This window comes from Steroidobacter gossypii, from assembly GCF_016801985.1.
Lineage (GTDB): Bacteria > Pseudomonadota > Gammaproteobacteria > Steroidobacterales > Steroidobacteraceae > Steroidobacter > Steroidobacter gossypii.
This window is the reverse complement of the sequence record NZ_JAEVLS010000008.1, coordinates 366,118-388,897: the sequence shown is the minus strand read 5'-3', so window position 1 is coordinate 388,897 and position 22,780 is coordinate 366,118. Positions and strand designations below refer to the sequence as shown.

General features: G+C 62.2%; 11 protein-coding genes. All 11 read right to left on the bottom strand.

Going from position 1 to position 22,780, the window contains the following annotated elements; translation table 11 throughout:
• Positions 1-60: 60 nt before the first annotated feature.
• The 11 genes from JM946_RS27935 to JM946_RS31840 all read right to left on the bottom strand — a co-directional run bounded on the left by JM946_RS27935 (position 61) and on the right by JM946_RS31840 (position 22,780).
• Positions 61-4,260, bottom strand: coding sequence for a type I polyketide synthase (locus tag JM946_RS27935; RefSeq protein WP_203170726.1), 4,200 nt, complete (start codon positions 4,258-4,260; stop codon positions 61-63).
• Between the two features lie 83 nt (positions 4,261-4,343).
• Complete coding sequence (locus tag JM946_RS27930) at positions 4,344-4,598, bottom strand: hypothetical protein (RefSeq protein WP_203170725.1); 255 nt, start codon at positions 4,596-4,598, stop codon at positions 4,344-4,346.
• 41 nt (positions 4,599-4,639) lie between these two features.
• Positions 4,640-5,374 carry an SDR family NAD(P)-dependent oxidoreductase gene (locus tag JM946_RS27925; RefSeq protein WP_203170724.1) on the bottom strand — a complete coding sequence of 245 codons (735 nt, stop codon included), beginning with the start codon at positions 5,372-5,374 and terminating at the stop codon, positions 4,640-4,642.
• Between the two features lie 34 nt (positions 5,375-5,408).
• The gene (locus tag JM946_RS27920; RefSeq protein WP_203170723.1) at positions 5,409-6,773 is read right to left on the bottom strand and encodes a class I adenylate-forming enzyme family protein; all 1,365 of its coding nucleotides are present in this window, start codon (positions 6,771-6,773) and stop codon (positions 5,409-5,411) included.
• A gap of 150 nt (positions 6,774-6,923) precedes the next feature.
• Positions 6,924-17,321, bottom strand: coding sequence for an SDR family NAD(P)-dependent oxidoreductase (locus JM946_RS27915; protein WP_203170722.1), 10,398 nt, complete (start codon positions 17,319-17,321; stop codon positions 6,924-6,926).
• A gap of 10 nt (positions 17,322-17,331) precedes the next feature.
• On the bottom strand, positions 17,332-17,649 hold the full coding sequence (locus tag JM946_RS27910; protein WP_203170721.1) for a hypothetical protein: 318 nt from the start codon (positions 17,647-17,649) through the stop codon (positions 17,332-17,334).
• Between the two features lie 307 nt (positions 17,650-17,956).
• On the bottom strand, positions 17,957-18,463 hold the full coding sequence (nusG, locus tag JM946_RS27905; RefSeq protein ID WP_203170720.1) for a transcription termination/antitermination protein NusG: 507 nt from the start codon (positions 18,461-18,463) through the stop codon (positions 17,957-17,959).
• A gap of 329 nt (positions 18,464-18,792) precedes the next feature.
• Positions 18,793-19,554 carry a metallophosphoesterase gene (locus tag JM946_RS27900; RefSeq protein ID WP_203170719.1) on the bottom strand — a complete coding sequence of 254 codons (762 nt, stop codon included), beginning with the start codon at positions 19,552-19,554 and terminating at the stop codon, positions 18,793-18,795.
• Positions 19,554-20,975, bottom strand: coding sequence for a cysteine--tRNA ligase (gene cysS, locus JM946_RS27895; RefSeq protein WP_203170718.1), 1,422 nt, complete (start codon positions 20,973-20,975; stop codon positions 19,554-19,556). The genes JM946_RS27900 and cysS overlap by 1 nt, the downstream gene beginning before the upstream one ends.
• Positions 20,976-21,490: 515 nt before the next feature.
• Entirely contained in the window at positions 21,491-21,991 is a 501-nt protein-coding gene (gene nusG / locus JM946_RS27890; RefSeq protein WP_230980018.1) for a transcription termination/antitermination protein NusG, read from the bottom strand.
• 651 nt (positions 21,992-22,642) lie between these two features.
• Positions 22,643-22,780: a helix-turn-helix transcriptional regulator gene (locus tag JM946_RS31840; RefSeq protein ID WP_203170765.1), complete on the bottom strand. Its 138-nt coding sequence runs from the start codon at positions 22,778-22,780 to the stop codon at positions 22,643-22,645.

Below are 22,780 nucleotides of genomic sequence, written 5' to 3'. Positions count from 1 at the left end.
GCGCGGAAGTGGAGTACTGCGAAGGCGATTCCGTGTTCAATGCGTTCAGGTGCGGTCGATTCACGATGCGATCACCGCCTCGCCGTACCCGTAATAGCGGACCTCCTCCGACACCCACAGGTCGTCGAGAGCGCGTTGGGAGATCACCTTGATCAGCACCAGCTGATCCATGTCCGAGGCGAGGAAGGCATCCAGCTCCCGCATGGCTTCGTCCGGCTCGATCGAGCCGATTCCCCGGCTTTCCATGCGCTTGCGATAGAACGCGTCGGTGACGACGCCGACGCTGCCCCAGTAGGCCCAGTTGACGATTTTGACCGGGTACGGATGACGAGCGCGCATGGCCTGCGCGAAGCTGTCCTTGAAGGTGCAGCCGGCGCAGTAGTTCGACTGGCCGGCCTCACGGTGAAACGACGCCACCGACGAGAAGAACAGCACGAAATCGACATCCTGGCCGGCGAAGGCGCGCTCTATGTTCACGCTGACGTCGACCTTGGCCGCGAGGCTCTGGCGAAAAACGGCCTCGTCCATCGCGCGTACTGTCTGATCCTGCAGAACCAGCGCGGAATGGACCACGCCGTCGATCCGCGGGAAGCGCTCGTGGATGGCCGCGACTGCCGCCGTCAGCGCCGCCGCGTCGGTGGCGTCCGCGGAGAAATAGTGCGGTCGTCGGCCCAGGCCTGCGATCGCATCGAGCTTCGCTTCAATGTCGGCATCCTGCGGCCGCCGGCCGACCCAGATCACATCGGCGTCATAGTGAGCGACCATGTGCCGCGTCCACACTTCGCCTAGCCCGCCGGCGCCGCCGATCACGACGTAGACGCCCTTCTGCCGGTACGCAGCGCGCGGGGACGACAGGCGGCCGACATCGGCTAATTCCTGGCGGAACCATTCGTCGCGGCGGAACGCCAGCCCTCTGCCCTGCTCGTCCCAGGGCAAGGCAAGGATTTCGCGCGGGTCGAGATCGCCGGCCGATTCGATGTCGAGCAGCCGGAAGCGCCACAGCGGCAGCTCCTTGGCGATGCTGCCGACCATTCCGTGCACGCTGGCATGATGCGGCGACACCAGTTCGTCGTCGAAGACTTGCAGCGCGCGGCGGGTGACGACCGTGAACTTGAGTTCGCGCTCGAAGCAGTCGAGCCGACTCAGGGACTTGAGGACGCGGAACAACGAGAGCACGCCCGCCTCCTGGCTGGCAATCGCGTCGTCGCCGACGTCCGCCTCCGGAGCGAACCACAGCAGATGGTCGAATTCGTGATCGGACAGCAGGCGCTCGATCCGTTCGACCGAATCGCCAGCAACGATCGGCTGATGTTTCAGTTCAATTAGAGTCGAACGCAGCCAGGCGAACAGCGCCTCGTCTCCGCCGAGCAGCAGGCAGCGTTCGTCCGGCGCCGACGTCACCGTGTCGCGTCCGAAGCGGACCGGATTCCAGATCGGGACCAGCGCGTGCAGTGCGGGGCCGGAAGCCGGAGTCGCGGCCGGAGTCGCGGCCGGCCTCGCGAGCGCCGGCGCAGCCCCGACGGCGCGCGTCGAGGCAGCGACGGGCGCGGATGCAACCGTGCGCGAGACCAGGCCGCGGATACTCACCCGCGGCACGCCCTGTTGGTCGACCAGATCGATGTCCAGCGATGGCATGCCATCGATGGGGGCACCCGGTGCGCGGCGGACCCAGACCCACATTTCGTCGGTGGTGCCACCGTGGACGATCATGTCGTCGAAGGCGAACGGCATCACCGCGGCGCCGCCTTCCCCGTCCAAGCCCGCGAGCAGGCAGATCGTGCACTGCATCGCCGAATCCATCATCGCGGGGTGCAGGCCGAAGCGCGGGTCCGACGCACCTGGCAACCGCAGGCGCGCGATCACCTCGTCGCCGTCGCTGCGCAGCTCGGTGATGCCCTGCATCGTCGGCCCATAACGTAGACCCAGCGCATCGAAACGCGCGTAGATCGAGTCGCGATCGCGCGCGCCCTCGATGGCCTTGTCGACAACAGCGACATCGATCGGCTCGACAGCGATGGCGTCCGCACTGCAGCGGACCATTCCGCGGGCGTGGGGCGTTTCGCTCCTGCCTTCGGAGAGGATCTCGTACTCGAGCCAGTGTCCGCCGCCCTCGTCTTCGCCCTTGTCGTGCAGCACGACCGTCAACGTGGACGCATCGTCGACCACCACCGGCTGGATCCAGGCGTGATCCTTGAATTCAAGCGTTCGCGTCCGGTCGCCCGGCAGCGCCAGCGCCGCGGCGGCGCGCACCATTTCGACATAGGCCACGCCGGGCAGCACACGGTTCTCGAGCACCACATGGTCGCGCAGGAAGAATTCCCCACCGTCGAACTTCGATGTGAAGAGCAGGCCCGATACATCGGACACGTTGGCGTGCAGCAGCGGATGCAAGTTCGACGGTGCCGCCGCTGCGATGGGTTCTGGTCGAGTTCCCTCGGGTCGCTGGGGTATCGCAAAGCGTCTTCTTTCGAAGGGATACGTGGGCATGGCGATGCGCCGCGCTCCCGCCCCCGCAAACAAAGCATCAAGCGACAGCTTCGCCCCGCGGCAGTACAGATCTGCGAGCGCGAGCAGCTTCCCGCGCATTTCTTCAGCCGGCAAACCGCCGAGAACCTGCTGCACCAGAAAGTGCGCGAACTCGTCGAGGCCCGGCGTCGCATTGCCGGAATGCTCGACGTCGATGCCGACAAAACAATCCGGCGCACGCCCATGCCGGTGCAAGCGCCCGAGCTTGGCAATCAGATCACTGACATCGCTCACCACCAGCACGCAGCGATTGGCGAACTGACTGCGGCCCGTGGCGAGCGTAAAGGCAATATCGTCGAGATGTTCGCCCTTGCCGGCGTCGAGCCAGGTGACGAGATCAGCGACCTTGCGCCAGAGCGCGGCCTCGGTCTTTGCCGACAACACCACGATGCGCGGCATTGCCGCCGCGCGCGGCGGCAGTGGCTGCTGCGGCGGTTCTTCCAGCACCATGAAGGCATTGGTGCCGCCGATGCCGAGACAGTTGATTGCGGCACGTCGCGGCGTGTCGGCTTGCGGCCATTCGATCGACTCGGTGTTGACGTGGAATGGGCTGCTCTCGAAATCGATCTTGGGATTCGGCGTGGTGAAATTGACGCACGGCGGAATGCGCTGGAATTTTAGAGACATCGCGACCTTTATCAGGCTCGCCATGCCCGCCGCGATATCCAGGTGGCCGATGTTGTTCTTCACCGATCCGATCGCGCAGAACTGGCGACGCTCGGTCTCGCTGCGAAACAACCGGCTCAGCGCAAGGATCTCGATCGGGTCGCCCATCGCCGTACCCGTGCCATGCGCCTCGATATAGCCGAGGCTGTCGGCGGATACGCCCGCGTTGTCCAGCGCGGCACGCATGCAGTCGAGCTGACCTTCGACCTTGGTGGCCATGAAACTCATCTTCTGGCCACCGTCGTTGTTGATGGCCGATCCCTTGATCACGGCATGAATGCAATCGCCGTCGGCCAGCGCCTGTTGCAGGGACTTGAGCAAGACCATGCCGACACCGCTGCCGAATACGACGCCTCGCGCGTCCGCATCGAAGGCGCGGACCTGCCCGTCGGCGGAAAGGATGTTGCCGCTCTCGTACAGATAACCCGCCACGTGCGGCGTGCGTACGCTAACCGCACCGGCCAGCGCCATTTCGCATTCGCCCGAGCGGATGCTCTGGCATGCCATATGCACCGCAACCAGCGAGGTCGAGCATGCGGTCTGCACCGCGATGCTCGGGCCGCGCAGATTCAGTTTGTAGGACAAGCGCGTCGGAACGAAATCCTTGTCGTTGCCGAGATGCCAACTGCCCCCGGTCTTGCCGACGACATCGGCGTAGTGCTCGGTGCACGACAGCAGATGGCTGGAAACGATGCCGCCGGATCCGGCAAATACGCCGACCCGGCCAGGTTGGGTGTCGGGTGGATAGCCGGCATCCTCCATGGCCGACCACGCGCATTCGAGCAACAACCGATGCTGTGGATCCATGATTTCCGCATCGCGCGGGGGAACAACGAAAAACTCCGAATCGAAGCAGTCGTGGTCCGCGAGCAGCGGCGCTACCTTCACGTAATTCGGATCGGCCAGCGCTTTGGCCGAGACCCCATGGGCCAACAGTTCTTCGGCGGAAAGTGCGGTGATACCGGAGCGACCGGCGCACAGATTGGCCCAGAATTCATGCGTCGAGGTCGAGCCGGGAAATCTCCCGGCCATTCCAATGATCGCAATGTCGCTGCGCTGCTTTTCCATTCCGCTTCCTGCTGCAATGGATACCATCGAGTCCGCCAACGTGGTCGGCACGCGAGTCGATCGTCTCCAAACAACTTGCTTGATCAGCGCTCGTAGGCCGCACAAAGATCACCGACCGTGCGCAGGCCGGTGATTGGCACATCGCCACTCGCGAATGGATCACGGGAAAACTCGATTTCCAGTATCGCGAGAATGCGGGCGATATGCAGCGATCGGAATCCGAGGTTATCGATGAGAGCGCTGGAATCGCTGATGGTGCCGAGTTGTACACCCTCCTCCTCAGCAACGCGACGGAGCGTGTCGTGGATGATCTGCTGGTGTTGGCTCATGGTCTTCATGAAATCGGGTTGAACAGAAGGGCCAGCGACGGGGCTGGGCGTTAACACGTGAAACCGCCATCGACCGCCAGGGTCTGACCCGTGATGGCGCGCGTCGACAGCAGGAAACGGGCACTGTCGACGATATCCTGGGTGGTGCACATGGCGCGCATCGGTGTCCGACGAATGATGCGAGCACGCTGAGCATCGGTCAGGTGGCCGACCATCTCGCTTTCGAAAAATCCGGGGGCGATCGCATTGACGGTGATCCCCTGTGGTCCGACTTCGCTCGCAAGGCTGCGCGTGAGTCCCAGCAGTGCCGCCTTGGTAGCGCTGTAGACTGCCAAGCCCTTGTGACCGCGGAGGGCGTTGACCGAGGAAATATTGATGATGCTTCCGCGCCGGCCCGCGAGCATGCCCTTGAGGCAAGTACGCGTCAGCGCGATCACCGACTCCAGATTCAGGGTCAGTGCCAGATGAATGTCGCGCTCCGACGTCATCGTCAGCAGGCCCTCGAGGCCGACGCCGGCATTGTTGATCAACGCATCGACGCGTTTGTACCGGCGCAAAACGTTCATGCCGAAGGCCCTGACGCCATCGAGGTCAGTACCGTCGATCGCTTCCCAATGGAAACGTGCACCCTCCGGATCGGCGCTACGCAGCTGATCGATGAAGCTGCTGCTGGAACGGCTGAACGTGGCAACGATGTCGCCCGCGTCGAGCCGGTCTTGCACCAACGCCTGCCCCAGTCCGCGGCTGCCGCCGCTGATGATGACCACTCGCTTGTCAGTCCGCACTTGCCAGCTCCCATTTGGCATTGATGACATCGTCCTACGCTGTGCGCGCCGGGCGACGAATTTTCTTGAAACGCGCGCCAAACATGGGGTCTTCGCTAACCCCTACACCGACTGGCACCTTGAATGCCGGCAGATGCTCCCGGCAATGTGCACGCACGCGCCGCTCAACCTGTACCGTCGGCTCGGGCACGATCAGTTGTACCGTCGCGAAAACCACTTGACCGGTAAGCGCGCTTGCCTTGCCACTGACGACGACGTCGCTGATGTTCTCCACTTGCAGGATCAGGTTCTCGATCTCGCTCGGGTAAACTTTCTCACCGCCGACGTTGATGATCTCCGACTCGCGCCCGAGGATGCGCAGGTAACCATCGCGCTCCTCCACCTTGTCCCCGGTGTTGAGCCAACCGTCCTGATCAAAGGGAGATGGCGCATTGAGATAGCCGATCATCGCTGCGTCGGTTCGGATCCAGAGGACGCCGTCGACGATTCGGGTCTCATGGCGCTGGCCACCGACCTTCATCCAAGTCGAGCTCGCGTCCTCCGAGCGAGTCGGCAGGATGCCGACTTCGGTGAGTCCATAAGTCTGTTTGCAACGCACGCCGGGCATGGCCTGGTTCAATGCCTTGAGCGTCGCCAGCGACATCGGCTCAGTGCCGTAGGTGATCAACTCCAGCGACGATAGATCGTAGCCCTGGCGCTGATCCGAAATAAGAAGCATGTTGAGGAAGGTCGGCGTCGTCGGCAGCAGCTGAACGCGTTGCGACTCGATCGCATGACACACCGTGGCGACTGAGCGATCCGCGACAAAAACCGCGGTGCCGCCGTTGCACAGCACATGCAACAGCGTGTTGACGCCGCCGATATGGTCGAACATCAGGAAAATGAGTGTGCGGTAGGCAGCCCCAGGCTTTTGCAAGACATGTTCGATCAATCGTGAGAAACGATGCACCGAGGCCTTGTTCTTGCCGGTGGACCCGGAGGTGAACAGGATCAGCCCGGCTTGCTTGGGTTCGCTGCGCAAGCGATCGAGCAGCGGATGACTTCGGCCATAGCCACAGTGCGTGTACCGACTGATGCCGTCATTCGAAAATTCGAAAACGCCATCGACGCAGGCGGTCTCGAGCGCCTCTTCCACTTCGAAGTTGCTGGCGGACAGGAAGGGCACCACGACGTTCGCGTTTTCAACCAGCGCGAACAGCAGCCCGATCATGTCGCCGGAGACCTGCCCGCGCAGTGCGATGCATGCGCCCGGGGCGATGCCCGCCACCTGCAGTTGCTTCCGCCAGTGACAGATTCTCGCGTGCAACTGAGCATAGGTGAGCGTCGCGCCGTCACAGACAATCGCCGTGCCCTCGGTGTGATCGGCCCAACCCTCGATGAGTGTCGCCAGATTTTGCATTCAACGCCCCGTGTTCGAAGCCCGCAACGCGGGTGGATCAGCCGATTGTCCGGACCAGTAGTTTCAAGCCGAAGGCAGATTGATCAATCGAGTCAACCTGGGTTTGGCAGGCTCTGCCTGCCCGCGTTGGCAGCGTCGTCGCGATGCCCATCAGGTCGCATCCCCCTCGTAGATCGCGTCGAGCGCATCCTCGAATTCGAGGCTCGCCACACGCCGTGCCGTGTGGCCAGACGTCGAGGCGCGGCCTGGTGCGTAGAGCGATTCGAGCATCGAGGCGAACTCCTCGTCGTGCACGCGTTCGGCGTCGGGCGTCATCGCGTAGCCGATCATCAGGCCCTTGATCTTGATGAGCACGCGACCTTCTGCATCGATCACGTCGATGTCGATCACGGCACGGCCGTCGTAGCGGCCACCGCCGCGTGCCGACCGGACCCAGATCACGCCTGCACGAGCACCGATCGAGGCGAACGCGATACGTTCCAGTGCGAGCAGGGTCGTTGCCGACGGTGGAACGCCGCCGACGGCCAGATGGTCGAGACAGGCCAGGTGCGAGAGCGAGAGCAACGCAAAGGTGTCCAGCGCACCGGCCGCATCGACTGCGCCATCCGCCTCGGGCAAGCGAAATTCGAGCAACTGCTGTCGCTCGCCGCGACGACAGGCGACAACCCCATCCGGCAGGCGGTCGCGGACCATGCCTGCCTCGACCAAGGCGCCATAGAAGTCGGCGGCGTCGTGGACTTCGCCACGGAACAACGTGCGCAGTTGGGGCAGATCGATGCGGTCCGGATGCTCGCTCGCCTCGTAGTGGCCGACGCCTTCGCACAGCATCGACTCGCCGTCCGCGCCCGCGGTCCTCACCTCGAAGTCGAAGCCGCTGTCGCCGTTTGCATATAGATCCGCGGAGATGGTGCCGCCCTGCGTCGCGGGCTCGAAGCCCGCCCACGCCAGGGAACGCAATTCGATGCGCGCCTTGTTTCCAAGGTCGCCGAGGGATTCACGCACCGCCAGCCTTACCATTTCGACCGGCAGCAGGTCCGGCAGTCCGGCTTCGGGCCGCAGAGCTGTCCCACGCAGCGATTTCTCGAGCACCACACTGTCCGATGCGAACGACTGCCGACCGAACACCGAGACGTTACGATGCAACAGCGGATGAACGGTCTGTTGTGTTGCCGACGACGCTCTTTGTTTGTCTGCATTGACGCCGAACCAATAGCGCTCGCGTGCGAACGGATATGTGGGCAGCGAGCACCGTCTGAGCTTGTATCCGGCATACATCGGCTGCCAATCGAAGTCATGCCCTTCCAACCACAGGCCCAGCAGCGCCTGCAAGTCGCGGTTCTCCAGCGAGTGGCGAAGCGCCCTGCCATCGGTCGATCCGTCGGATTTGCGGCGCACGCTGGCAAGCTGCACGTTCGCGCGAGCGGCGTCACCTTCGATGAACGCCTGCAGTCGCTCGATCAGCTCCTCTTTCGTGTCGACGATGAGCCCCAGGCGCTCGGGCATCGCATCCCGGCCGACCTGCAGCGTGTACGCAAGGTCTGCCATCACGAGGTCGTGCCGTTCGAGATGCGTGAGCAGTCGTTCGGCGTAGGGCCGCAAGCGATCTTCGTGCTTGGCGGACAACACAATGAGGTACGGCCCGTTCGGACGACCGTGTGCCGACACTTGCGATTCCGAGTACTCCTCGAGGACGACGTGCACGTTCGCACCACCGAATCCGAACGAGCTGATGCCCGCGCGGCGCGGATAAGGCTTGCCGCTATCATCGAGGATGGGCTCCCAGGCACAGGTCCTCGCAACCGGATAGAACGGCGTGTTGTCGAGGTTGATATAGGGATTCAACTTCTCGAAATGCAACAGCGCCGGAATCTGTCGATGCTTGATCGACAGCAGCACCTTCAAGATGCCCGCGATGCCCGCGGCGGTTTCGAGGTGGCCGATGTTAGTCTTCGCGGATGTGAGCCCGATGTGCGGCTTGCTCGCCGGCGGCAGCTGGTGCTTGCGATACAGATCCGCGAACGCCTTCTTCATGGCCTGGACTTCGATCGGATCGCCCAGGCTCGTGCCCGTTCCGTGGCACTCCAGGTAGCTCACGCTGCGAGGATCGATCTCGGCTCTGTCGTACGCCTCGACCAGCAGCTCGGCCTGCGCGTTCGGATTCGGCGCCGTCAGCATCGTTGCCTTGCCGCCGTGATTCTCGGCCGTCGCCTTGATCACTGCATAAATGTGATCGCCATCGGCCACGGCCCGGTCGAGCGGCTTGATGAAGATCGCACCCGAGCCCTCGCCGCGCACATATCCATTCGCCCGCGCATCGAACGTCTTGCACTTGCCGTCGTCCGCGAGCATGCCCGCGGCGCCAAACGATATGTGACCGGCAGGCGTCAGCATGACTTGCACACCTCCGACGATCGCCATGTCGCAGCTGCCGGTATGTATCGATTCGATCGCCCGATGCAGCGCCACCAACGAGCTGGAGCAGGCTGTATCGAGCGGCGCGCTCGGCCCATGCAGGTTCAGCAGAAACGAAATACGATTGACCAGCACCGCGTGCGAGGTTCCGGAGGCCGAATAGCCGTCCAGGTCGGCCTGTTTCATCGCCATCAGGTCGATGTAATCGCGCGTCGCGGCGCCGACGAACAAGCCCGTGCGCGTGCCGGCCAGCTCCGAAACCTTGTGACCCGAATCTTCGATCGCGCCCCAGACCGACTCCAGGAAAATGCGCTGCTGCGGGTCCATCATCTCCGCCTCGCGCGGTGAAATGCCCCAGAACAGCGGATCGAACTTGTCGACCTCCCGCATGAAGCCGCCCCATTTCGACAATGTTTTGTTCTTCTCCGCGAGCGGATTGCCGTAATAGTCCTCCCAGCTCCAGCGATCTGCCGGCACCAGAGTGACCATGTTGTTCTCGGCCTTGCTCAGCTTGTCCCAGTACTCGTCGAGATCGTCGGCCTGCGGCATCACGCCGCTCATGCCAACGATTGCGATCGGTCTTTCGATGAAGCGGCGTTCGGCAGAGAAACCGCCGCTGGTGACCGGCGCAGCGTGCTGCGCCTCCTCGGCGCTCCATTTCTTCTTGAATGCGACGGGCGCGTCGTCGGCGATGGGATTTGCCGATGCAACCGTTGCTGAGGGCGCGGCCTGGCCGTGCACCCGCGCGATCTGGTCGTGATGCTCGCTGGCCAGGTGCTTCGCAATCTCCCGAATGCTCGGATATTCGAAGAACAGCACGGGTGTCACATCGAGCCCGTACTGCTCGTTGACCAGATTGCTGAAGGAAGTCAGGCCGATGGAATCGAAGCCGAGGTCCAGCAGGATCTTGTCGAGATCGAGATCGTCCGCGTCCAGCTTCAAGAAATCCATCACGATGCGCGACAGCGTATTCTGCACGGTCAACGTCAAATCATCGCCGGAGCTTGCGGCAGGGCCACTCGCCATCCTCGCCGGCGCTGTTCGTTGCGGCACCGCTGGCGTCTCGATCTCGCTGATTCCCCATGCGCGTTCTATTTTCTCCCTCACGCCCTGCACGACGGCCAGGTGCGGAACGTCGCTGTTCAAGCCGTGCAGGAGCGCCTGGATGCCGACCTCCCGCTCGAGGGGCTTGATCCCCAGGTTGCGCCGGAAAAACGTTGCGGTCTGTTCGTCCAGCCGCATGCCGCCTTCGGCCCAGATGGACCAGTTCAGGCTCAATGTCCTGCCGTGACGCGCCCCTCGCCGTGCGAGCACATCGCGCCGGGCTGCGAATGCATCCATGAAGTGATTCGCGAACGAGTAGTCGCTTTGACCGGCGTTGCCGGCAAGTGCCGCCAGCGATGAGAACATGACGAAGAAGTCGAGCGGCACTCGGCGAGTGGCTTCGTCCAGCAGCAGCGTGCCCAGAATCTTCGGCGCGAACACCGCCTGCATTTCTTCGCGAGTCTTGTTGCGGATGTAAGCGTCGCGCAGCACGCCCGCGCTGTGAATCACACCATGCAGTGCGCCGAAATTCTCGATGCAGGCCCGAACCAGCGCGTCGACATCTTCGCGCTTGGCGACGTCCGCCTGGACGTAGAGCACCTCGGCCCCAGCTCCGCGCAGCCCATTCAACACCGTCTCTACATCGGCCTGCAACGGACTGCGTCCGGTCAACATCAGCCGCGCCTGGAACTGCTTCGCCAGGTACTCGGCGAAGATCAATCCCAGCCCGCCGGCGCCACCGGTTATCAGATACACACCGCGATGTTTGATCGCGGCCTCATCGGCCGTAGTCACGGATACCGTCGGCGCAGCGGAGATCCGCCGCAAGTGCCGCTTGCCGTCGCAATATCGAATCGCAAGCGCCTTGGTGTCGTCGGAGAGCTCGTTCGTCAGCGCCGCGACCACTGTCGAGTCGAACGCCGCCTCGGGCTGTTGGAACTCGATGACCTTGCACGACAACCGCGGACTCTCGGCGCGCAGTATCGTTGCAAAACCCTGGATTGCATCGTTGTGCGGTTGTGATATGCCGGGCGCGCTGAAGTGCACATACTGCAGGCGCACTTCGCTTTCGCACTTTTGCGCAATGATGGCCTGACACAGGTTCAAGAACGCGTGGACGCCGCGATCGAGCGCCTCGACCGTGCGTTCGACGGCGTCGTCCTCATCGTTCGCGATGGCAGGCAGCGCCGACCACGCGAAGCACAGTTGCATTGGCGTCGTGAAGTCCCGTTGCAGAGATGACAACAACGTCGCGAAATCGTCGCGATTGCCGGCATTGACGCAATAGCTGCGCTCGTCGATTCGGGCGAAGGCATCTCCAGCGTACACCGCGACCAATGCGGTCTGCCCATCGCCAGTCGCGATGAGTTGCTCGCGATATGAGTCGTGAGACGCTCGATCGGGTGTAAACAGCACGACCGTCCACGCCGTGGCCGCAGCCGCTTCTGTTCGTGGCAGCAGCGACGGCTGCCAATGCGTGCCGTAGTACAGCGTCGAGAACTCTCCCTCCGCGCCCGCCGACGGAAGTGTCGGCGCGGATTCGCTGTGAGCAGGCTTGGCGTGCACGTCGAGCAACGGCACGCCGACTGAGTCACGCACCTTGACCAGCACCTTGCCGAGCTCATCGACGATCATCACATTCATCTTCGACAGCTTCGATGCTTTCTTGCCGTCTTCGACTGCAGTGACGTAGCTGTAACAAGCCGGCGTCAGCGGATGCAGGATCTCGACCTCGCCGAGCGAATACGGCACGAACATCTCGCCGCCCGCATCCGCGAGACGCGCGCCCATCGCTGCCTGGAAAGATGCATCGACCAACGACGGATGCAGCACGAATTCTTCGAATCGCAACTCGCCGCCGCTCGGGATCTTCAGCGCACCGAGCACTTCGAAACCCGCTTGCGGATTGCGATAGACCTCCTGCAATGCCTGGAAGCCCGGACCGAGATCCAGGCCCAGAGATTTGAACAGCGGGTAGGCGTTGCTGCCATCCATCACTTTGGCGCAGCGGGCGCGTATCGCGGCGATGTCGACATATTCATCGGCTGCAGGCTGGTGGGCGCCCGCGTAGTGCAGTTTGCCTTGGCAATACAACAGCCGGCCGCCGTCCTGACGCTCGCTGAACACCTCGAAGGCCACGGCGTCGCCCGCCGGTTTCAATTCGATGAAGGCTTCGTTGGCAACCCCATCGCGAACCGTCAGCGGGCTGACCCAGACGATGTTCTTGATCTTGTGCACCTTGCGTCCGGCGGCGATCTCGCCTGCCTTGCGCGCGAGGTCCAGATAGGCGACCCCCGGCAATGTCGGGATCTCCGAGACCAAGTGGTCGTAAATGAAGAATTCCCGGGCGGTGAATGTTTTGCGGAACAACTGCCGCTCGAACGTCGATTCGTTGGTGTCGATCAGCGGGTGCAGCGTTCGGCTCGACGCGCCGGCAATTTCACTTACGATCCCAGCGTTGCCCAGCCAATGACGCTTGTCGGCGAACGGATAGGTCGGCAGCGAAATGCGGCGCCCGGCCGTCTGTATCTGCGCGCCCTGCCAGTCCGGCAACAGACCGTCGATCCACAGCTGCGCCAGCTTCAGCGGCTCGCGCGACTGCGCCAGCAGGTCGACGAATGTTTCTTTTTCTTTGCGGCTGAGCAGCTTGGTAATGCCTTCGGCATTCTTCACGTGCCCGATCACGATCTGATCGTCGCGCGTGTTGCTCAGGAAGGCCTGCAGCCTTTGCAGCAGCTGATCGATGCTGCTGGCGACAATCGCTACGCGGTAGTCGAAGGATTTGCGGCCGAGCTGCAGCGTGAACGCGATGTCGTCGAGCGTCGGCGCAGCTGCATCTTCACGACGTGAGTTGATGAACGCCTCGAGCCGACCGGCGACTTGACGCAATTGTTCTTCGTTGCGTGCCGAGAGCGGAATGATCCGCGAGCCGCCATCCTGCGGCGATTCGCTCGCTGCACCGTCCGAGAGTTCGTGCGCCTCTAGAATCACATGGGCATTGGAGCCACCCGCTCCGAACGAGCTGATACCCGCACGCAGCGGCTGCCGCACACCATCGATCTGCTTGGGTTCCCATGGTGCGAGCTGTTGCTGCACACGGAAGCGTGAATTCGCGAAGTCGATGAGCTCGTTGAGCTGATTGGAATGCAGCGAGGGCACCAGCGCCCGATGGCGCATCTGCAGGAGCACCTTGCACATCCCCGCGATACCGGCAGCCGCTTCCAAGTGACCGATGTTGGTCTTGATCGATCCGATCGCACAGCTTTGCAAAGCGACCTGGTTCTTTTCGAACGCTTGATTGAGGCCGGCGATTTCGATCGGATCGCCGAGCTCGGTACCGGTGCCATGCGCTTCGATGTACGCGATGCTGCGGGCATCGATGTTGGCCCGGTCCAGAGCCGCCGCGATCACGTTGCTTTGCGCCTTCGGATTCGGCACCGCGTAGCCGCTGTTTCGGCCACCATGATTGATCGCGGAGCTCTTGATTACCGCATAGATATTGTCTCGATCGCGTTGCGCATGCGCGAGCGGTTTCAGCACCAACGCTCCAACACCTTCGCCCGGAACGTAGCCGCTGGCGCCGCGGCCGAACGCACGGCAGGCGCCATCAGCAGAAAGCAATCCTCCCGCGACGGTGATCTCCTGTTTGCATTGATGCACGTCCAGATTGACGCCGCCGACGATGGCAGCCGCACACTCGCCGCGCTGGATGGCATCGCAGGCAAGATGAATCGCCGTCAGGCTGGCCGAGCATGCCGTGTCCACCGCGATGCTCGGGCCAGTGAAGTTCATGAAATACGAAGCGCGATTCGCGACGCTCCACAGAAACGAGTTGGCAATCGCATCGTTGCCGGCCAGGCGCTCTTCGGCGCCCACCATTTGATACATCGCCCAGACAGCCCCGACGAAAACTCCGACGCGGCGTGCACCGAGCGCTTCGCTCTCGAACGCCTCCGGGTAGTAACCCGCGTCCTCCAGCGCCTCCCACGCCACTTCGAGGAACAGGCGCTCCTGCGGATCCAGGGTTGCAGCTTCTCGGGGTGAAATATTGAAGAACAGCGAGTCGAAGCGATCGATGTCCTCGATGAATCCGCCGCGATATTTGCCGAGCACATCGCGCTGCCGCCGCCGCAGGTAGCGCGACTGCGGAAGCTCGCTGATGCAATCCACGCCTTGCGCCAGGTTCTGCCACAACTCAGCCATGTTTCTGGCCTTGGGAAATCGTCCGGCCATGCCGACGATCGCGATCTCCCCGACGCCACTCCCATTTCGATCTGCATTGCGTGGGAGCGCAGTTTCCTTCGCACTCGGCGCACCGACGACCGGCTCAGTCGTGCCCGAGGCGACTGTCGCAACCGGGTGCAGATAGCGGTCGAGCTTGAAGCTCGCGTGCAGATCGCCGACGTGCTCGCCGCGTCCGCCAGCGGGCCTCAGATCAGGAATGTTGACCTTGTTGGCAAAGGCTGCCGCGAGCCGCTCCTCGATCGCCTGCACTTCCTCGTGCTTGAGCCCGACCGGGATTGCCAGACGCACCAGATGCCTCAACGCCGGATGCTGCTGCATGCCGACGCTGTGCGCTCCTGCACGGATGCCGGTGGCGAGATACAACCACGCGACAAAGGAAGCGACCGGCGCCTGGAGATCGCGGAATTCCGGGATCTGTTTGACATCGATCAGCACGCAATGGCCCGCCGCCCGATTCGCCAGCGGCACGCCACAGTCGAGCAGCCGCTGCTGCAATGAGCGCACGGCTGCGACGCGCCGACGCACCTGGCTCTCGATGAACTTTTGATTCCGCAGCGACAGCGCGACACATCTTCTATCGATCACGTCCAGGCCCTTGCCGTCCCGTTGCAGCAATGCCTGCAGCCGTTCGTACAGCGCCGGATCATTGGTCGCAATGAGGCCGCCTTTGTTGACGCAAAAGTCCTTGGCCAGACTCGCGACAACAGCATCGGCCTGCGACAACAGGTCAGTCGCGACTTGCCACAGCGACTTGCCCGGGCACTCGGAATCGTCCTCGAGGAGGGCGAGCGCATTCTCCAGCACGCGCGTTGCATCCAGTACCAATGCAATGCCGTGCTGCTCCAGCAACGCCTTCACTTGCTTCAGGTGAGATAACGAAACCGCCCCGCCGCCCGCCGCGTTGTTTGCCAACTCGATGCAGACATAGGCGATGTTCGCACTGTATTGCTCGAGCTCCGCGCGCAGCGCCGCCACGTCCAAGTTGCCCTTGTACAACGCGTTGGCGTGCAGATCGAACAGCGCGGCGCATGGCATTTCCCGCGGCTCGAAGCCTTTGTCGATCTGATGGAAGATCGTGCTCGGGAACAGCACGTTCTGGGGCACTCGCCCCTGCTTCTGCCATGCTCGGCAGAAAACCTCTTCCGCCGCCCGCCCGGATTCCGTCAGCACGAAATGATTGAACGGCAACAGCTCTCGAAGCGCCGAATTGACGTTCACGGGCTGCTGCAATCTCCCCAACAGAGTGGACGTCTGCTTTTCGATGGCCGGCAGTCGCAGCTGCGCCCACGAATCCGTCTTCAGGTCGAAATCGACGTGCTCCGTGGGAAGGTTGTGCGGATTGAACCCGGCTTCGGCCAGCGCCTGCGAGCGCCCATTGCCTTCGATCGCGGCTGCCACTGGCGGCTGCGTCTGCGCAGCTACGCCATCGACATCATCGGCCTGCGTGAGCGCCGGATCGGCGATCATCATGATGATGTCGATGACGTTGTCCGCCTTGCCGGCGTCCGCCGCACGACACAGAAAGATATTCTTGTTCTCGGGACGAAACTTGTTCTTGAACTGCAGATTACCTTCGTCGTTGAAGATGTTCTGCTGCCGCAGATCGCTCAGCACGCTCTCGATCTCGGCATCGGCAGTCGGCGAGTCGCTGCACTTGCAGCCGTAAGTACCGCCCATGCTGAACACGTCGCAGCCTTCGGCCAGCAGCGTGTTGACGATATTGACGATCGCGAACTCCAGGCCGCCGAGCGGCATGTCGGCGCCGTAGAACTCCAGGTCCATCAGATAGCCCCGACGATCGCCCTGCTCGCCCGCCGCCATCGGCGAGATCAGAATTACGTTCTGCATGACGTCGTCGACATAGGTCAGGAACAGCCGATGCTCGCGGGCGAGTGTGCCGGCGAGGATCTCGTCCTTGACGATATATATGAGCGGATTGACCATCGTGCGCGAAGCGCACCACTTGTCGATGATGGCCGCGATCGTCTGCGCTTTTTGCGGGTCGCTGCCACAGAGGTATTCCTCGGTGCGACACGCGCCCGCTTTCTCGAACTTGGACACCTGATAGCGCAAACGGCGCATCTTCTGTCCTTCGAGCGTGAACGAGCGCAGGTCGACGATCCGCTGCATGACCCCGAACGGGGTCGCGGTAAAGCGCTTGCCGCACATATCGGGCAACGGCTGTTCGGCAAACAAATTGAACTGCAGTCCGCGGTCCGTGCAGTAGCGATACAGTTGCTCGGCGAGCGACAGGAAGTGATCGGCCGGCCCGGTGTACCCGTAGGCAAGCAAGATGTCCTTGCTGCGGCCGCAGTTGAAATAGCCGCGCTGCTCGCCGCCGAAGAACAGCAGCGGCGCGATCACTTGGGTGCCGCGCGAGACCGACGACTCATTCTTGTACTGATGAAAGATTTCCTGGCGCCGCCGCTGGAGCTGCGGATAATTCTCCAGGTGCTTGATCGCGATGAGCTTCGGCGGCGCCGCGGCGGCTGCGATGGTCGGCGCGCTCTGTGCCGGCGCCGCCTTTTCCGTGAGCTCGACCCGCGGCGCGGATGAGCGGACAGGAGCGGCCGTTTCGGTTGCAAACTTTTGAGCCAGCACGGCCGCATGCGCCTTTACGAAGTAGCTCGCGAGATCCCGAACGTTGAAATTCTCGAACAACAGCGTTTTCGGCAAGGCGCCGAAGTCCTGCTCCAGCCGCTTGATGATCTTGAGCACCTGGAACGAGTTGACGCCGAGCTCGCCGAATGGCGCCTGCGCATCGAACGCAGCGGATGTCTGTGCCGCCGCGCTGATCAGCGACGTCAGATAAGTCTCGGTCCGGTCCTGTAACGTGTCCTGGTCCATCGTCGTTGATCTAGTGCGAGTCGTTCTTGTTCGAAACGGATTCGTAGCGCAGGCGGGCGCGCAAGCAGCGAACTGCACGCAGCAACATCGGCACATCCTGCCTCGCGCTGGCGATGAAGTCCTGGTCGGCTGCCGTCGCGCCGACGAGCTCGATGGACTCGAAGGTCCCGACTTCGTTACACCTGCCCAGCTCGATGAAGCTGCCGTCGGCTTCCGGATCGCGGCCGGCCACATATGAGAACCAGGGTCCGGTGGTCGCGGCCGCCGCTCGAGCTTCGATCCGGTCCAGGTCTTCGTCCGCCAGCTCTTCGAAAGTTTGCATCGCCATAGCGCCTCCATGGGATTGCCGAAGCGCGCGCACGAACGAACACTCCTCGCCACGCGCGAAGAGCTGTGCAATCCAAGAATGAAAGTAACGAAGCCGGTGAGTGCGCTCGGGAGGCGAGCGCAGGTCCGCAGGATCAACACTTGGATGAGATGCCGAATGAGCTGTTCGTCATTCGGGTACGCTCCGCCCTGTCACGTTTGATCACGCGATGCGAGGGAACGTTTTTGGATAGCTGCAGAGTAACAAATCCAGCTCTCGTGTCAACCGGAAACTCGAACCAGATTTGCAAACATTCCGCGAGCGTCGCTCACAAGATCACGACTTTGTCCGCGTCGACTTCCACGCTCACGCTGCTGTTGAGCAGATGAGTGTTCAGCACCAGGCGCTGCTGACACTTCACGCGAATCAGCTCGCCCTGCACGCCCATGAAGGGACCGGCGATCACTTCGACGCGCTGGCCGGGAATGAGCTGCGGATTCACAGCGAGCGCGGCGCCGCTGCCAACCAGGATTCGCACTGCTTCCAGATCCTTTTCGGGCATGGGCGCAGGCTTCATTCCATGCAGCACGAGCCCGCAGGAACCGCGCACGTAGCGAATGTTCTCGAACTGCTCCAGGCGCGGCTGCACGAATATATAACCTGGAAACAGCGGCACCTGCATCGGAGTCCTGCGGCCATTGCGATTTCGCGTCACCGTGCGCAACGGCAAATAGGAATTGATGCGCCTGACCCGCAGATCGTTATGCGCAGTGTTCTCGTGATGGCTTCGGGTCCGAAGAACGAACCAAGGTTCAACGCTCGACTGCATCATCATCTCGTGCCTCCCTGTTCTATCGCCCCGAGCCGCTTGCGAACCGCCAAGCCATGACGTAGCGACGCCAGTTCCTCGCGCCCTTCATCAGCGCCGCGCCCGATAACTCGGGCCGTCGCGAATGCTCGGACGCTTGCAACAGCGGTCGAATCGAGATCTGGCGGGTCGGCGCAAGGCGCGGCCGGTACTCGGCCGTAGGAGCGAATTGCTGGAAAGACCATCGGCCGGCGCGGTCACGGTGCCGGCTGTCTGGCGGTGAATACGGCACGCGCGTGCCGATGGTGAAGCTGCATTGCCCGAGCTCGCTCGAGCGCCCCGCTTCCGGGCCTGTGTCAGATCTCAGCCACGCACAGCAGCTCTCTGGCGGTCATGCCGGATTCGCTGGGATAGCCGAAGGCATTGTTCACGTACGTGACGCCGTCGAGTCGAACGCGTCGATTGATGTGGCTGTGCCCATAGATGTGCAGCGTGGAGCGCAGCTGACGCAATCGACGTTCCAGCCGAGTGCTGCCGAGCACCGGATCGAGCACGCGATGTCGAGCGGGCACGAATGCCGGGACCAGGTCAACCCGCGGCAGAAAATGCGAAAACGTAATGACTCTTGTCGCGGCCGCCGGCGCGACCTCGCGATTCAAGCCGGCGAAATGCGCAGCCACGTCCTCGACTTCGAATTTTTCGGGCCAGCGGCACGCGCGATAATCCATCCACATCTGCCGTAGCTCCTCCGAAGGAGCCCCGAAACTGTAGTCGTACCATCCGAGCAGCGGCACGATCAGCGTCTGCCCGTACCAAGACGGCTGCATCACGGCGCCGCTTGCCTCGACCGTGGCCACGACACGGGCAAACTTGTGCAGTGACGTCTGCTCGCGTTCCTCGCCCCAAACCCACAGGTCGTGGTTGCCGGGCACGAACAAAACATTTCTGAAGCGCCCCACCAGCGTGTCCAGACAAGCGGCGAGCTGTGACTGATGGTGTGTAACGTCGCCCGCCAGAATCAACACGTCGTCGCGATAATCGATCCTGGAGAGATTGCGAACCCATTTGAAATTGGCTTCGTAATCGACGTGCACATCGGACAGCGCGAACAGCCGCATCAGAGGCGACGCCAGGTCGTGGTCTTGTCCGGCTTGTCTTCCAGGAGAATGCCCGCGTGCGAAAGCTGGTCGCGGATGCTGTCCGACTCTTTGAACTTGCCCGCGGCACGAGCCACGCTGCGCGCCGCAATCAGCAACTCGATTCTCGCGATGCTCATGTCAGGCGTTTGCTCGCCAAGCTCGTGCGCGACTTTCGACTTGCGCAAAAACTCTTCGGGCGCGAGTTGAAGCACGCCCAACACTCGCCCCAACGACTTCAGCTCGGAGGCCAGTGCCGCGGCTGTCGCGATCTCGCCTGACGACTTCGCACGATTGATTTGCGTCGCGAGTGTCTGTAACGCGGCGATGGCGTCCGGCGAGTTGAAGTCGTCGTCCATCGCCTCCTCGAATCGTTGCGTCGCTGCGCTCGGCCGCCATGCAGCGGCTTCCGGAAGGTCGCGCAGCGCCGTGTAGAGCCGGCACAGCGCGGCATCTGCCTGCTCGATCTGCACCAGCGAATAGTTGATGGGACCGCGATAGTGGCTGGAGGCGAGAAAGAATCGCAGCACTTCCGGATCGCGCAGGTAACCCGAGCCGAGCACGTCGCGAATCCGAAAGAAGTTGCCGAGAGACTTCGACATCTTCTGATCATCGATGTTGACGAAACCGTTGTGCATCCAAACGGTCGCAAACGTATCGCCGGTCGCCGCGCACGATTGCGCGATTTCATTCTCGTGATGCGGGAACTTCAGATCCATTCCGCCGCCATGAATGTCGAAGCGCGACCCGAGCAGATCCAGCGACATGGCGGAACATTCGATGTGCCAGCCGGGGCGCCCATCGCCCCACGGCGAGGGCCAGCAAGGCTCGCCGGGTTTGGCACGTTTCCACAACACGAAATCGGCGGGATCGCGCTTGGCTTCGTCGACCGCGACGCGCGCCCCCGCTCGCAGATCGTCGAGATCGCGGCCGGAGAGTCGCCCGTACTCCGCGAAGCTCGCGACCGAATACATCACGTCGCCGTTGGCAGCGACGTATGCATGGCCTTTATCGACGAGCCGCCGAGTCAGCGCGATGATGCCGCCAATGTGCTCGGTCGCCCTCGGCTCGTGCGTCGGCCGGAGGATGCCCAGACGATCGTAGTCCTCGTGCATCGCTGCGATAAAACGCTGCGTCAGCGATTGAATGCTCTCGCCGTTCTGGTTCGCGCGCTGGATGATCTTGTCGTCGATGTCTGTGATGTTCCGCACGTGGACGACGCGATAGCCGCGGTACTCCAGATATCGCCGCACGGTATCGAATGCAACTTTGGATCGCGCATGGCCGATGTGGCAGAAGTCATAAACCGTATCTCCGCAGACGTACATGCGGACCACGCCCGCCTCGTGACTGCGGAATTCTTCCTTGCGGCCGCTCAGCGAGTTGAATATCTGAATAGGCATGCGCGTGAACTCCGGAACCATTTCACCGCAGAACGAGTTGCGTTGCCGAGTGTCGTACGCGACGTCATGCATGCGTACATGCAGAGCCAAACGGACCGATTGCCCCTTTTACGGCACGCAGAAATCCCTGCCATCGCTGCAGTCGCTGCGATAGTCGGGAAAGCAATCATGCAGGTGTGCGCACGAGACGCCGCCGTTGAAAATCCGGCGGGATGTGCTTGTTAGCTACGGTGTTTTGGCCAGACGCGCGATACTCGCGAGATGCGAGGCGCTTATTGCTCTCTAACAAAAACAGTGAGATTCGAACTGCGTTTGAAGTTGCTTCTTTGACTTTCGGGTACGCTCCGCCCCGTCACGTCAACTGCGCCACGTTTCTAACAATCCTCTGTGCGGTCGGGAAGGTAGCAGATCCAACCTTCGTGTCAATCGCCAGATCAAGAAACAAATATGACGCTGACTCGTTTGGCATCGTCACTCGCGAGTGCACTCGCGTGTCAAAACATATCGCGCGTCGATCACAACACGATGATCTTATCGACGTCGACCTCCACGCTCACGCTCGTGTTGAGGAGATGCGCGTTGATCACCAGGCGCTGCTGGCACTTCACGCGCGTCAACACGCCTTGCACTCCCATGAAGGGCCCGGCGACGACTGCGACACGTTGACCCGGAATGAGCTGCGGATTCACTACGAGCGCGGCGCCGCTGCCAACGATGATGCGCACCGCTTCGAGCTCCTGCTCCGACATCGGCGCGGGCCTCGCTCCTGCCAGCACAAAGCCGCAAGAGCCGCGAATGCAGCGGATTTCATGAAATTCGTCCGCGCGTGGCTGAACGAAAACATAGCCCGGAAAAAGCGGCACTCTCAGCAGCGATCGACGCTCGCTGCGACGGCGCACGATCGTGCGCATCGGCAGAAACGAAACGATTTGCTTTCGTTCCAGCTCGTTTTGCACCGCATTCTCGTGGTGGCAACGCGTGCGAAGCACGAACCACGGTTCAACGCTTGACCCCATCGATGTCGCGCCTTCCCTCGATGCGCTTCCCTGCTGCAAAAATATCGCGCGCCATATTGCCGTCGCATGACGATCGCCTGACTCGTTTGCTACAACTCGGCCGACGCACAAGTAGAGTTCATTGCGGCCAGGTTGCAGTGAGAAGAAATCGCCTACGCGGGGACTGATGCAAACCGCTGGCCAGCGCGCGACGATTCATTCCGGGTAAAGCCTAACCCAAATCGCGCCACATTCAATGTGCGCAAAGAATGAAATCGTCGCTCGATGAGCGCACCGCTCGCGTGCACGACGTTGACGATACCTCGGTGTATATGTTCGTTGCCGGTTACTCTGTAGTCGAATCGAGGCGACGCCGCGAGGGTTGTGCGACACAGACTCAATCCACTGGCCGCATGCAAAGGCCGCTCTGTTTCACTCTCGTGACGCTGATTGCTGCCGTGATCGACAAATGACGTGAACGCGTCGGCGATGGACCCGCTGCTGCAGTATCGCGATTCTTGATCGCACGCAGAGCATCTTCGGCCGTGCGTTCATCTTCGAGCCGCAGAGCGGATCGGAATGTCGACCGGCGAACGATCCCGGATGACGGGTCAACTCGGATGGATGGCTGATGAAAGCGATTTCATCGGCTCGGGCGGGATGGGCTTGCGGTCAGACGGACAGGTTCAGGACTACTTGGCCGCTCTGATCGCGAACGCAATCCGCATACCGGCCGGGAGAGAATCCGAACGCTTTGGCGAACATTCGTGTGAAATGGCTCTGGTCATGAACGCCACAGGCGAGAGCGAT

Coding starts and splice junctions, on each gene's coding strand:
- JM946_RS27935 (WP_203170726.1), bottom strand. CDS start 4,260: ATGGAAAAGCAGCGCAGCGACATTGCGATCATTGGAATGGCCGGGAGA.
- JM946_RS27930 (WP_203170725.1), bottom strand. CDS start 4,598: ATGAAGACCATGAGCCAACACCAGCAGATCATCCACGACACGCTCCGT.
- JM946_RS27920 (WP_203170723.1), bottom strand. CDS start 6,773: ATGCAAAATCTGGCGACACTCATCGAGGGTTGGGCCGATCACACCGAG.
- JM946_RS27915 (WP_203170722.1), bottom strand. CDS start 17,321: ATGGACCAGGACACGTTACAGGACCGGACCGAGACTTATCTGACGTCG.
- JM946_RS27910 (WP_203170721.1), bottom strand. CDS start 17,649: ATGGCGATGCAAACTTTCGAAGAGCTGGCGGACGAAGACCTGGACCGG.
- nusG (WP_203170720.1), bottom strand. CDS start 18,463: ATGATGATGCAGTCGAGCGTTGAACCTTGGTTCGTTCTTCGGACCCGA.
- JM946_RS27900 (WP_203170719.1), bottom strand. CDS start 19,554: ATGCGGCTGTTCGCGCTGTCCGATGTGCACGTCGATTACGAAGCCAAT.
- cysS (WP_203170718.1), bottom strand. CDS start 20,975: ATGCCTATTCAGATATTCAACTCGCTGAGCGGCCGCAAGGAAGAATTC.
- nusG (WP_230980018.1), bottom strand. CDS start 21,991: ATGGGGTCAAGCGTTGAACCGTGGTTCGTGCTTCGCACGCGTTGCCAC.